General features: G+C 49.1%; 14 protein-coding genes. 13 read left to right on the top strand and 1 reads right to left on the bottom strand.

The window, feature by feature from the left end; translation table 11 throughout:
* Positions 1 to 70 precede the first annotated feature (70 nt).
* The 7 genes from H8L47_RS05075 to H8L47_RS05105 all read left to right on the top strand — a co-directional run bounded on the left by H8L47_RS05075 (position 71) and on the right by H8L47_RS05105 (position 8,095).
* Positions 71 to 1,285 (top strand): THUMP domain-containing class I SAM-dependent RNA methyltransferase, encoded by a 1,215-nt coding sequence (locus tag H8L47_RS05075; RefSeq protein ID WP_230413599.1) that lies wholly within the window; start codon positions 71 to 73, stop codon positions 1,283 to 1,285.
* A gap of 111 nt (positions 1,286 to 1,396) precedes the next feature.
* A complete protein-coding gene (locus H8L47_RS05080; protein ID WP_186952146.1) occupies positions 1,397 to 2,878 on the top strand; it encodes an NAD-dependent succinate-semialdehyde dehydrogenase in 1,482 nt (493 codons plus the stop codon).
* A 98-nt stretch (positions 2,879 to 2,976) separates the two neighbouring features.
* Positions 2,977 to 4,212, top strand: coding sequence for a multidrug effflux MFS transporter (locus H8L47_RS05085; protein WP_186952147.1), 1,236 nt, complete (start codon positions 2,977 to 2,979; stop codon positions 4,210 to 4,212).
* Positions 4,213 to 4,564: 352 nt separating this feature from the next.
* Positions 4,565 to 5,674, top strand: coding sequence for a porin (locus tag H8L47_RS05090; protein ID WP_222616417.1), 1,110 nt, complete (start codon positions 4,565 to 4,567; stop codon positions 5,672 to 5,674).
* Positions 5,675 to 5,878: 204 nt separating this feature from the next.
* Positions 5,879 to 6,322: a hypothetical protein gene (locus tag H8L47_RS05095; protein WP_186952149.1), complete on the top strand. Its 444-nt coding sequence runs from the start codon at positions 5,879 to 5,881 to the stop codon at positions 6,320 to 6,322.
* 31 nt (positions 6,323 to 6,353) lie between these two features.
* The gene (locus H8L47_RS05100) at positions 6,354 to 7,316 is read left to right on the top strand and encodes a homoserine kinase (protein WP_186952150.1); all 963 of its coding nucleotides are present in this window, start codon (positions 6,354 to 6,356) and stop codon (positions 7,314 to 7,316) included.
* The gene (locus H8L47_RS05105; protein WP_186952151.1) at positions 7,313 to 8,095 is read left to right on the top strand and encodes a BPSS1780 family membrane protein; all 783 of its coding nucleotides are present in this window, start codon (positions 7,313 to 7,315) and stop codon (positions 8,093 to 8,095) included. The genes H8L47_RS05100 and H8L47_RS05105 overlap by 4 nt, the downstream gene beginning before the upstream one ends.
* Here H8L47_RS05105 and H8L47_RS05110 read toward each other — a convergent pair.
* Positions 8,080 to 8,535, bottom strand: coding sequence for an OsmC family protein (locus H8L47_RS05110; protein ID WP_186952152.1), 456 nt, complete (start codon positions 8,533 to 8,535; stop codon positions 8,080 to 8,082). The genes H8L47_RS05105 and H8L47_RS05110 overlap by 16 nt on opposite strands.
* 432 nt (positions 8,536 to 8,967) lie before the next feature.
* Between H8L47_RS05110 and rplM the strand changes: the two genes are divergently transcribed.
* The 6 genes from rplM to erpA all read left to right on the top strand — a co-directional run bounded on the left by rplM (position 8,968) and on the right by erpA (position 12,608).
* Positions 8,968 to 9,396, top strand: coding sequence for a 50S ribosomal protein L13 (gene rplM / locus H8L47_RS05115; RefSeq protein WP_110255178.1), 429 nt, complete (start codon positions 8,968 to 8,970; stop codon positions 9,394 to 9,396).
* Between the two features lie 9 nt (positions 9,397 to 9,405).
* Positions 9,406 to 9,798: a 30S ribosomal protein S9 gene (rpsI, locus tag H8L47_RS05120; RefSeq protein WP_110255177.1), complete on the top strand. Its 393-nt coding sequence runs from the start codon at positions 9,406 to 9,408 to the stop codon at positions 9,796 to 9,798.
* A gap of 148 nt (positions 9,799 to 9,946) precedes the next feature.
* Positions 9,947 to 10,984, top strand: coding sequence for an N-acetyl-gamma-glutamyl-phosphate reductase (gene argC / locus H8L47_RS05125; RefSeq protein WP_186952153.1), 1,038 nt, complete (start codon positions 9,947 to 9,949; stop codon positions 10,982 to 10,984).
* An 8-nt stretch (positions 10,985 to 10,992) separates the two neighbouring features.
* A complete protein-coding gene (locus H8L47_RS05130) occupies positions 10,993 to 11,718 on the top strand; it encodes a DUF6776 family protein (protein ID WP_186952154.1) in 726 nt (241 codons plus the stop codon).
* Between the two features lie 101 nt (positions 11,719 to 11,819).
* Positions 11,820 to 12,209: a bactofilin family protein gene (locus H8L47_RS05135; RefSeq protein ID WP_186952155.1), complete on the top strand. Its 390-nt coding sequence runs from the start codon at positions 11,820 to 11,822 to the stop codon at positions 12,207 to 12,209.
* Between the two features lie 48 nt (positions 12,210 to 12,257).
* Positions 12,258 to 12,608, top strand: coding sequence for an iron-sulfur cluster insertion protein ErpA (erpA, locus tag H8L47_RS05140; RefSeq protein WP_110255173.1), 351 nt, complete (start codon positions 12,258 to 12,260; stop codon positions 12,606 to 12,608).
* Positions 12,609 to 13,049 lie beyond the last annotated feature (441 nt).

The raw sequence follows: 13,049 nt of genomic DNA on the forward strand, positions 1-13,049 counted from the left end.
CAGAACTCCAGGCCAACAAATGGCGGTGAATATTCACCATAGTTTTTATTAACGGATAAAGGGTACTCCTATGACGCGTTATTCTTATTTTTGCCCATGCCCACGTGGCCTGGAAATCGCCCTGGCTGAAGAGCTGGGGGAAATTGCAGCCATGGATAAAACCATGACTGTACACAATCAGGTGCCGGGTGGCGTACATTGCTCAGGTAGCCTGCATGATGGCTGGCGTATCAACCTGCATTCACGCATTGCATCGCGCGTGTTGATGCGTATGGCGCATTCTGGCTATACCAATGAAAACGATATTTACGACCTGGTGCTGGATCAGCCCTGGGAAGACTGGTTTGGTTATCACCACACCATTCGTGTCGATGTCACTGCAGTCAAGTCACCCTTGAAGAGCCTGGATTTTGCCACGCTCAAAATCAAGGATGCAATCTGCGACCGTTTCCGCGACCAGTTCACCCAGCGCCCATCGGTCAATACCAAGAACCCGGACATGCGCATCGTCGGCTTTATGGATGCACGCAATTTCACGGTGTACCTGGATATCTCTGGCGAGCCTCTGTTCAAGCGCGGCTGGCGTATGGAAACCGGTGATGCACCCTTGCGTGAAAATCTGGCAGCAGGTTTGTTGCGCACTGCAGGCTGGAAACCTGGCACACCTTTGTTTGACCCCATGTGCGGTTCAGGCACCATCCTGATCGAAGCAGCGCAAATCCTGGCAGGCATACCGCCCGGCCTGAAGCGTGATTTTGCGTTCGAGAAAATGCATCAGTTCGATGCTGACGCCTGGGCACAGATCAAGGCCAACGCCAAGCCACATCCTCTGCCTGCTGAACCAACGATTTTCGGCAGCGATATTTCTGGCGACATGATAGTCATGACGCGCAATAACCTTAACAAGGCAGGCATACGTTTTGACGTGCCACTCAAGCAGATAGAAGCGCAGGAAATCAAGGCACCAACGACAGAGCCAGGTATCTTGCTGACCAATCCACCTTACGGCGAGCGTATCGGTGTGCGCGGCGACAGCTCGATGGAAGATGATGACATGGCCAAAGATTTCTTCAGCGCCTTCAGTACTACGCTCAAGCAGCGTTTTGCTGGCTGGAGTGTTTTTCTGTTTACTGCTGATCTGGGTTTGCCCAAGATGCTGCGCCTGAAAGAGTCACGCAAGACACCATTCTTCAATGGCGCACTGGAATGCCGCTTGTTCCGCTTTGACATGGTGGCCGGCTTTAACCGCAGGGAAGAAGCCAAGCCTAAAGATATAGCTGAATAATTTTCATGCTGTGGCAATAAGTTACTGAAAAAACGGCCCTGTCGCAGCAGACCTGGCCGTTTTGCTTTAGGCTTGAGGCTTTACTTCAAGATTCTGCAAGGAGATGTAGTCATGGCACTGGAAGCAACAGCAAAGCATTTGAATTTGAAAGACCCATCCTTATTGCGCGACCAGGCTTACATCAATGGTGAGTGGGTCTCATGTACGGCCAGTTTTGAAGTGAATAATCCTTCCACGCTGGCAATACTGGGCACGGTTCCCAATCTGGACGCCAGTCATACCGAAGCCGCCATCAAGGCTGCGCAAGTTGCCTTTCCACTCTGGGCCGCAAAGACTGGCAAAGAGCGCGCTATGCTCATGCGTAAATGGTTTGACCTCATGATAGAAAATGCCGACGACCTGGCTGCCATCATGACGGCAGAGCAGGGCAAGCCATTGGCAGAAGCCAAGGGTGAAGTTATTTACGGTGCCAGCTTCATAGAATGGTTTGCCGAAGAAGCCAAGCGCGTATCTGGTGATGTCATGGCATCGACCTGGAGCGACAAGCGCATGGTGGTTCTGAAGCAGCCTATTGGTGTCTGCGCGTCCATCACGCCGTGGAACTTCCCTATCGCCATGATCACGCGCAAGGTGGCTCCTGCGGTCGCAGCCGGTTGCTCCATCGTTATCAAGCCAGCCGAACAAACACCTTTGTCCGCACTGGCCATGGCAGAGCTGGCGCACAGGGCTGGCATCCCCGCAGGCATCATCAATATTGTGACTGCTGATTCCGAACAATCCATCGCTGTCGGCAAGGTCTTGTGCGATAGCCCTGTGGTCAGACATTTGTCGTTTACCGGTTCAACGCCGGTAGGCCGCATTCTCATGCGGCAATCTGCTCAGACAGTAAAAAAACTGGCGCTGGAACTGGGTGGCCATGCTCCCTTCATTGTGTTTGAAGATGCTGACCTGGATGCTGCTGTCGAAGGTGCGCTGCAATCTAAATTTCGTAATTCTGGCCAGACCTGTGTCTGTACCAATCGCTTTTATGCGCATGAATCAATTTACGATGCCTTCGTCGAAAAACTTTCAGCCGGGGCAAAAAAAATCAGGGTAGGTGATGGCTTTGGTGCTGGCATCAACCAGGGGCCGATGATCGATGCACAGGCAGTCGCCAAGGTAGAAGAACATGTGGCCGATGCCCTCAATCAAGGTGCAAGCTTACAGGCGGGCGGCAAATTGCTGGAAGCTGGCAAACTTTTTTATGAACCAACTGTGCTGTCGAATGTCACACCTGGCATGTTAATCATGAATGAAGAGACCTTTGGCCCTGTGGCCGCAGTCGTCAAGTTCAATACCGAAGAAGAAGTCATTGCCGCTGCGAATAACACCGACTTTGGCCTGGCGTCATACTTTTATTCACGCGACATAGGTCGCGTGTGGCGGGTTGCTGAAAAACTGGAATACGGCATGGTGGGTATCAACACCGGCCTGATCTCGAATGAAGTAGCACCGTTTGGCGGCGTCAAGCAATCCGGCCTGGGGCGAGAAGGCTCCAAATATGGCATGGATGAATATCTGGAAATGAAATACCTTTGTATGGGTGGTATCTGAATCGCAGCGTAGTATTCGCTTCTGGTATTCGGCCACCCAATTTGTAGTCTCATGCCTGATAGCCGCCCTGGCGATCAGGCGCAACACTGAATTTGCCCATGTCCTCTGCAACCAAGATCAGCAATGCTGGCCTGGCGACCTTATTGGCTGCTTTGGCCATGCTTGGTCCGTTTTCCATAGATACTTACCTCCCTGCCTTCCCCAACATCCAGGCTACCCTGCATGCCAGCCCACTGGAAGTACAGCAGACGCTGACGGCCTATATGCTGTCCTTTGCCGTCATGACTTTGTGGCATGGCGCGCTGTCAGATGCTTTTGGCAGACGCAATGTTATCCTGGTTGCTCTGGCGGTCTTTGCCGTAGCCAGCTTTGGGTGCGCCTCGGTGCACAGTATTCATTACTTGTGGGGCTTCCGCATCCTGCAAGGCGTGTCCGCTGGTGCGGGCATGGTAGTGGGGCGCGCCATCATACGCGACTTGTATGCAGGTGCACCGGCCGAGCGTTTGCTGTCGCTGGTGACCATGATTTTCTCTATTGCGCCTGCAATTGCTCCTATCCTGGGCGGCTGGGTGGTCAGTTTCCTGAGCTGGCGGGCGATTTTCCTTTTATTGTTTGGCTATACGGTAGCCTTATGGTGGGCCAGCTACAAGTATTTGCCGGAATCTTTGCCCATGGATAAGCGCCAGCCTTTTAGTGCAGAATTTTTATGGACCAGTTATAAAAATGTCTTCAAGTCCCCGCTATTCCATTTGAAGGCTGGGACGATAGCCTTTAATTTTGCCGGCCTGTTTCTCTATGTTTCAGCCGCTCCTGCTTTCATTACACAGCATTTGCATTTGGGGCCTGATCAATTCGGCTGGCAGTTTGTGCCCTCGGTAGGTGGGATTTTCTTTGGTGCACTAGCTGCCAACCGGCTGGCAGGCAGAATGACCGTGTGGAAGCAAGTCAGCATAGGATTTTGCTTTTTAATTGGGGCGTCCCTGTTTAACGTCATATTCCATTATTTTTCGCCGCCCATACTCCTGTGGTCAGTGACCCCGCTGTTTTTTTATACCTTTGGCATGTCATTGGTGGCACCAGGAGCGACCTTGTTGGTGCTGGACCTGTTCCCGAATATACGGGGCATTGTTGCCTCTTGCCAGTCTGCAACGGTGACACTGCTGGGGGCAGTCATCGCAGGCGTCGCCGCGCCTGCACTGGACCATTCTGTCCTGACATTGGCGCTGGGCCAGTTTGCCTGTGCTGGCATAGGTGCGGTCATGTGGTACACCGGTCGTGCGTACTCGCGCGCCTTAATTGCACAAAAGCAAAATGCCTGGGAATCTATAGAATAAATTCTGGCTGAATAGTCAATAAAAATCCTCGTTAATATATAGAAAAGCGAGAGAATAAATAAATTTCAAGTCAGTTACTTGAAATGCGTATTGCCAGCCTTATATAATTGGTGCTTTGCAACAATGGTGCAATATCAGGTGTGTCAGCAGATTTCCTGGTTTTTGTGTACTATTCGTTCCGCATATGCAAATAAGATATCCATCGTGTCTTTATTTTGCGAACTTATTTAAAGTGTAGCTTTCTAAACACATTGAATTCATCAAGTTGTCACTTTTCACAGGTATCGTGCCGCTTGTCATTGGATCTCTTGCTGATTCAAGGCTGTAAAACACCTGTGCTTCTGTTTTTACCGTGCTTGATGATGTTGGTAAAAACTTAACATTCATTTTTGGATACATGATAATGAAAAAATCAATTTTCGCACTCGCTCTGCTGGGTGCTTTCTCTGGCGCGGCTTTCGCACAATCTACAGTGACTATCTACGGTGTTGTAGACGTTGGCTTCCAAAGCCTGGACAACGGTACTCCAGCTGGTCGCTTCAACAAGATCCAAAGTGGTCAAGAAGCAGGTTCCCGTATCGGCTTCAAAGGCGTTGAAGATCTGGGCGGCGGTTTGAAAGCAAACTTCGTTCTGGAACAAGGCGTTCAGGTTGATACAGGCGAATCCGATCAAGGTCGTACTTTCGGTCGTCGTTCCACAGTTGGTCTGTCTGGCGATTTCGGTGCAGTTGATTTCGGTCGTGACAAGTCTCCAACTCTGAAATACTTCGACAATTTTGATCCGTTTGGCTCTGCTTTGGTTAACAACGGCAATGGCGTTCGCGCTTTGTACTTCGTTGGTGGCTCTGCAACTGTTGCTGGCGTCAATGCTAACTCCACAGGCCGCGTAAGCAATTCCGTTTTCTATTACACACCAGGTAACCTGAGTGGTTTCTCTGCTGCTGGTCAATACGGTTTCGGTGAAGCAGCAGGTAACAATTCTGCTGGTCGTTCCCTGGGCTTGACACTGGGCTACAAAGTTGATGCTCTGGAAGTTGGCTTTAACTACCTGAAAGACAGCGCGCAAGACGCTAAACTGTTCACTAACGCCAAGAAAGGTGTTTCTGTTGCAGCATCTTACAATTTCGGTGTAGCCAAGCCAGTATTCATCTATCAAAAAACGACAGATGATCTGACTTTGGAAAAGAAAGCCTATACATTGGCTGTGACAGTTCCAGTTGATGCAAACAGCAAAGTATTTGCTGGTTTCACACAAGTGAAAAACGACACTCCAGTTGCAGCAGGTAAAGTTGTTGGCGATGCAAAACAATTCGCGATTGCTTACAACTACAATCTGTCCAAGCGTACTGACCTGTACGCTGCATTTGCACGTTTGACACAAGATTCAACTTCCAGAGAGTTGGCAGCTGTTAACGGCGCATCTGTAAAAGAATTGACTGCTGGCGTACGTCACCAGTTCTAATTCCATGAAGGGCTAGTCCCTTCATGCGTTAAAAGAGAAGAGTGTCCTGTATGGGCACTCTTTTTTTTTGTGAATTCCTGCGACGTTGTAATTCCAGCGTATGCTCAATGAAAATTGCTTTGTGCTGGCAACATTCCGGATATTCCTGTCAGTCCAGTCTGGGCTTTGTTACAATGCCTATATAATTCGCTCCTGGGCTTCAACATGAAAATCACAAAAAAATCTGCATCCCTGCTGATGCTTATGCTGGCTTGTAGTGCAACGCAAGCAGTTTTCGCGCAAACCCCTTCCAAGGCTGATGTGCCGCCGCCTCCCAAGCTTGAGAAGCTGGAAGAAGTTTCTGACCCCAAAGGGATATCTGTCAGCAAGCCTGAGCCAAAAAACAAGATGATGGAAAAGCGCAGCAATGGCGGTAAGGTGACTGAAGTCCAGGTCAAATCAGGGAAAAGCAATTACACGGTCAAAGCTGATCCTGAAGTGGGAAATGCTCCCAAAGGAACAGTACAGGGTGATGCCAATCGGGCAGCGCAATGGACTATCCTGGAGTTCGGTGGCAAGAAAGAAGTCAAAGAGGGTAACCCGCCTGATGTTTTGGCACCCGCGCAAGCAAAATCAGCTGCAACAGCCAGTTCTGCTGCATCAAAGTAAGTATTCACTATAGCTCTTATCTTTAATTGACATGGCAGTTTTTACACCGGTAAGTCTGGAAGACCTTGGCCCCTGGATGCAGCAATTCCCTTTGGGTAAAGCCCTGGATATTAAGGGCATCGCTTCAGGCATAGAAAATAGCAACTTTTTCATCAATACCGAAGCAGGCGAGTTCGTATTGACGATTTTTGAAAATCTGAGTTTCGAGCAGTTGCCGTTTTACCTGAAACTCATGCGTCACCTGGCTGATCGCGGGGTACTGGTGCCAGCGCCTATCGCCAATGATCAGGGTGAGTTAGTAGTTGCTTTGCATGGCAAGCCTGCCGCTATTGTCAGCAAGCTGGAAGGTAGCTCACAGATGACGCCACAGCCAGTACATTGTGCTGCCGTAGGCAGCATGCTGGCGCGCATGCATCTAGCGGCGCAAGATTTCAATATCGCACAACCAAACTTGCGCTCGCTTGATTGGTGGCATGCCACCACGCCCAAGGTTTTACCTTTTCTTTCGGATGAATTGCAGCACCTGCTGCGTGCAGAAGTGCATTTCCAGGATGCTTTTGACAGTACGCCAATTTACCGCGCCTTGCCAACCGGGCCCGTCCATGCAGACCTGTTCCGCAATAATGTCATGTTTGACGGTGAGCGCCTGACTGGCTTCTTTGATTTTTATTTTGCTGGTTGTGATACATGGATTTTTGATGTGGCAGTGACTGTCAATGACTGGTGTATTGATGTGGCTACTGGTGTGCTCGATGAAGAGCGCGTACTGGCCATGCTGAATGCCTATCATGCCGTGCGCCCCTTCACTAAAGAAGAATGTATTGCCTGGCAACCAATGTTGCGTGCTGCGGCACTGCGTTTCTGGCTGTCGCGTTTGTATGACTTTTATCAGCCCAGGGATGCTGAAATGCTGACGCCGCATGACCCTGCCCATTTTGAGCGCATCCTGCGCTTGCGCGAATCAGGCCAGGTACCAGCCCTGCCTGCAGTATGATGAAAGTAATTAACGCACAGTCCGGCTGGACATGGGTAAAGCAGGGCTTTGTTTTGTTTCGCAAGCGTCCTATGGAATTACTCAGCCTGTTTTTTTTGTGGATGATGTTGACGCAGTTACTGAGGTTCATTCCAGTAGCCGGCCAATTTCTTACCTTGTTTTTGTTTCCGGTATTCTCAGTGGGATTTATGCAAGCCTGCCGGTATCTTGAAAATGAGCAAAAAATAACACCGGGATTACTGTTCACTGGCTTTCAGTCCCCGCATGTGGTTGCCTTGCTAGGTTCTGGCCTGCTTCGCATAGCAGCTCTCTTTTTTACCTATTGGTTCTCGAACTTGATCAATGACGAGGCGCTGTCGGAGTTCATGAAGGCAGCGGCGAAGACCGGACCTATGGATGCAGGCAGTCTGGAGAAGGTTTTGCCAGTCAAGGCGATCTTGTTGACTGTGCTGATCTATATTCCATTTGCCATGGCGTTCTGGTACAGCGTCCCGTTAATAGCCTGGCAGCGCATGACTTTGATTAAATCCATGTTTTACAGTTTTTTTGCTGTACTTCATTCTTGGAAGGCATTTCTTGTTTATTTCCTTGCCTGGTATGGTCTTTCAATATTAGTTAGCCCGTTGGCCATAATTTTTCTGGGAATTGATATCAACATTGGCGTGGTGATGTTAACAGCCATGTCATTTATTATTTTCGTCATTGTTTATTGTTCTTCTTATCCGACTTACACAGATGTTTTTGGTAAGCCGGATGAAGACAATCAAGCAGCGGTCTGATGCTCTGAAGGCAGTTCAAGATCTTCAATAATCTCAAAGCTATGCGTCATCTCCGCAGTCTTTGCCAGCATGATGGATGCAGAGCAGTATTTTTCATGTGACAGCTTGATGGCGCGCTCTACCAAATTTGGCTTTAATTGACGGCCACGTACGACAAAGTGGAAATTGATTTTCGTGAATACCTTAGGCTCAATTTCTGCGCGTTCTGCCGTCAGCTTGACATCGCAGCCACGGATATCCTGTTTGCCCTTGCGCAAAATCAGCACTACGTCATATGCTGAGCAACCTCCTGTACCCAGTAGCACCATTTCCATAGGGCGCGGTGCCAGGTTGCGGCCACCGCCATCGGGTGCGCCATCCATTAAAACGGCATGACCAGAACCCGTCTCTGCCAGAAAAGACATGCCAGATGAGCCCGTCCAACGTACTGTAGCTTCCATACTTCTACCCTCTCGTTATCAAAGAAAATACCATCTATAAATTGTAGCCTATTGCGCAGAATCGTAAAATTTTGCGCAACAAACTGTAAATTACCTTGCACTGCACAATTTCTTATCCTATTATTGACTCATCGGTTAGTTAATAGTAAGGCTGTCAACTAACCCTGCAATTGTCTCCTCCACCTACTCCTTTTGGTGGATTCAACCCGAAGCCAGTCTTCGGGTTTTTTTTGCCTGTATTTCCACTTGCTTCCAACAAAGTCTGCACAAAAATTAAACAGTTCTTGCACTAAGTCTTTGAAAATACTATAATTTCCGACTCCCTGATCGCCCAAGGGAGAAGTGATAAGGACGAGTCTGCTGAAATTAATGGCAGAACCACCAAAAACACAGAATATTTGAGGGCGTTTTTAACTTTTATTAGGATTCAACATGAAAACCTTTTCCGCTAAGGGCCATGAGGTTCAGCGCGACTGGTTCGTGATTGACGCGACAGATAAAGTACTCGGACGTGTTGCCAGCGAAGTGGCACTCCGTTTACGCGGCAAACATAAACCAGAATTTACACCACACGTAGACACAGGCGATTTTATCGTTGTTGTTAACGCAGGCAAACTGCGCGTGACTGGTACTAAAGCTCTGAACAAAACATACTACCGTCACACTGGTTATCCAGGCGGTATCTATGAAACAAATTTCCAGAAAATGCAAGAGCGTTTTCCAGGTCGTGCACTCGAGAAAGCTGTTAAAGGCATGTTGCCTAAAGGCCCACTCGGCTATGCAATGATCAAGAAGCTGAAAGTCTATGCAGATGCAACACATCCGCACGCAGCTCAGCAACCACAAGTACTCGACATCTAAGGATTAGCCATGATCGGTAATTACAACTACGGAACTGGCCGTCGCAAGAGCGCAGTTGCTCGCGTATTCCTGAAATCCGGCAGCGGCAAGATCGTTGTCAACGGCAAACCAGCAAACGAGTATTTCTCTCGTGAAACTGGCCTGATGGTCATCCGTCAACCTCTGGAACTGACTAATAATCTCGAAACATTCGATATTATGGTTAACGTTCACGGCGGCGGCGAATCCGGCCAATCAGGTGCTGTTCGTCACGGTATCACTCGTGCCCTGATCGACTACGATGCAGCTTTGAAACCAGAACTGTCAAAAGCTGGCTTCGTTACTCGTGATGCTCGCGAAGTTGAACGTAAAAAAGTTGGTCTGCGCAAAGCACGTCGCGCAAAACAATTCTCCAAGCGTTAATTTTTTATCGCTGGAAGCAATTGCTACAAAGAAGCCGCCTGTATGGGCGGCTTTTTTGCTTTGGAGCATGTAACGAGTTTTTTCAGTCTCTACGGCATGGACTCTTATGCTGCTAGAATAGCGTCAAAATTTCTTGCAAGGAAAGCATATGATTAAAATTGGCATTGTAGGTGGCACGGGTTATACCGGGGTTGAATTACTGCGCATATTGGCCACTCATCCGAAGGCGCACATCACGGCGATCACTTCCCGCAAGGAAGATGGCTTGCTGGTTTCTGAAATGTATCCTTCCTTGCGCGGGCGCGTGGACATCGCTTTTTCTGCGCCTGACAAAGCCAACCTCAAAGAATGCGACGTCGTCTTCTTCGCCACACCGCATGGCGTCGCTATGGCACAAGCACCAGAATTGCTGGCCGCTGGCGTCAAGGTCATCGACCTGGCAGCAGATTTCCGCATGAAGAACGTGGCTGAATTTGAAAAATGGTATGGCATCCCGCATACATGTGCCGAGGTGCTGGAAGAAGCCGTGTATGGCTTGCCAGAACTGAACCGTGACGCCATCAAGACTGCCAGAGTGGTTGGCAATCCAGGTTGCTATCCAACCACCATGCAGCTGGGCTTTTCCCCTCTGCTGAAGGCTGACATCATTGATGCTGGCAACCTGATCGCTGACTGCAAATCGGGTGTCTCCGGCGCAGGCCGCAAGGCTGAGCTGGGTCTGTTGTTCTCGGAAACCAGTGACACCTTCAAAGCCTATGGTGTGTCCGGCCACAGGCATACCCCTGAGACCATAGAGCAATTGCAACGCATCAGCAAAGACCAGATCGGCCTGCTGTTCACGCCGCACTTGGTGCCCATGATACGCGGCATGCATTCCACCCTTTATGCCCGCCTGAACACAGAAATCAGCAACGAAGACTTGCAAGCCCTGTTTGAAAACGCCTACAAGGATGAAATCTTTGTCGATGTATTGCCATTTGGCTCACATCCGGAGACCCGTTCTACCCGCGCCTCGAATATGTTGCGCCTGGCTTTGCACAGGCCAAATAATGGCAATACTGTCGTTATACTGGTAGTGCAGGACAATCTGGTGAAAGGTGCATCTGGTCAGGCAGTGCAGTGTATGAACCTGATGTTTGGCCTGGAAGAAAGCACCGGGTTGATGCACGTACCTGTCATGCCATAAGCGTGGTCATGGCTAAGTCACGTCTGACTCCCAAGCGCTTTCTTGCGCCAAAAATGACGATTACCCATGAGCAGCCTTGGACATTCAAGGTGGCCATGGCTGGCCTCGTCATAGCGATCGCTGCCGGTATTGCCTGGTGGACTTATGATCTTGGCAAGAGTTTTGCCTCTGGTTCCAAGGTCAGCGCCGATGAAGTTGAAGAATTGAAAGAAAAAATAACGGAGCTGACTGCTGAGCGTGACAAGTTATCGCTGACGGCCAATACCATAGAAAGCACGGTCAATATCGACAAGTCCACGCAAAAGCAATTGACTGACCAGGTCAAGGCCTTGACGACAGAAAACCTCAAGCTCAAGGATGATCTGGCATTTTTTGAAAGCCTGACACCCTCAGCGGTAGGAGCCGAAGGTATTTCCCTGCAAAATTTCAAGGTGGAAATGCTCGGCCCAGGTCAATTGCGCTATAGGGCGCTGGTTATGCAAGGCGGAAAGAATGGCCGGGATTTCACTGGGGAAATGCAATTCAGCCTGAACTTGGTACAAGTTGGTAAACCTGCTACGATGCTGTTTCCCGATCCTAAGTCGGGCGATGCCGGAAAGCTAAAATTGTCATTCCGTCATTATCAAAGGCTGGAAGGTACGATTACCTTGCCAGAGGGTGCTACGGTTAAAGGTGTGCAGGCCAAAGTGTTATCTAATGGTCAGATCCGTGCTCAACAAATGGTCAATTTATAAGCGGTCAATTTAAAACCACGCAAAGAAACTGCTGCAATTGCTAAAAATAGCATTTCTCATACGCTGCGGGTTCTGGCGCATTTCCTCAAAAGGGAGCAAGAATGTTTAATCGAAAAACCAAGAACACCATAGATAGCCTCATCGGTGCAACCACCGTCATACAAGGCGATTTGCACTTCAAAGGCGGTTTGCGTATTGATGGCCATATTCGTGGCAATGTCGTCGCTGACCTTGAAGCATCCAGCATGCTGATAATTTCTGAGCAGGCAAAAATTGATGGTGAAGTCCGCGCCGCCCATATCGTGGTGAATGGCGTCATCCATGGACCGGTATTTTCGTCAGAATTGCTTGAATTACAGCCAAAAGCACAAATATTCGGTGATGTGCACTACAAAACACTGGAAATGCTGAGCGGTGCCGTGGTTTCTGGCAAGCTTAGCCATGACCTGGCACAAGAACCTGTATTGAAACTCGCAGCGAACAATGCATAGATTTCTGTGCGGGTCTATAATGATGGTAAATAGTCTGAAGGAGTAATTATGAACGCTGTTGCCGAAATGCCCGCACCCATTGTTTTCACTGAAAGCGCCGCTGCCAAAGTGGCACAGCTGATTGAAGAAGAGGGTAACCCTGACCTGAAACTGCGCGTCTTCGTACAAGGCGGTGGTTGCTCAGGTTTTCAGTATGGTTTCACATTTGATGAGATCACCAATGAAGATGACACGACCATGACCAAGAATGGCGTCCATTTGCTGATCGATTCCATGAGCTACCAGTACCTGGTTGGCGCAGAAATCGATTACAAGGATGACCTCGAAGGCGCACAGTTCGTGATCAAGAACCCGAATGCAACAACCACTTGTGGTTGCGGTTCTTCATTCTCAGCTTAATTGCCAAGATAATCTTTGTTGATTTGCCTGGAAAAGGACGCTTCGGCGTCCTTTTGTTTTTTGCATGCTTATTTTCTAAAATCATTGTAGCGATGACGGCACATGCTGGCGAAGGCGATTTGAGCAAGTCAGAACGCCGCCAGTACATTGCCATGCTCAACGCGATTGTTGACAGTAACGCTCAGTCGTAGAAAACGCATCGAGGACAAGATCAATCTGGGGCTTGCAGTAAGACAGCCGCGCCACCTCACTTTCATGAAGCTGGCAGCATTGAAGGGTAATAACGACATTATCCTGGCATTGCTTAAAGCTGGTCAGTATAGAGTCCACGAATGGCGACGGGCATACACCTTTATTCTCTGCCGTGATGTCAATTAAGCTGAAAACAGTCCAACTTTTTATCAGCAAAAAAAGCTGACGTGACTGCGACTGCACCTAACG

Origin of the sequence: Undibacterium umbellatum, from assembly GCF_014284125.1 — a bacterium.
Lineage (GTDB): Bacteria > Pseudomonadota > Gammaproteobacteria > Burkholderiales > Burkholderiaceae_D > Undibacterium > Undibacterium umbellatum.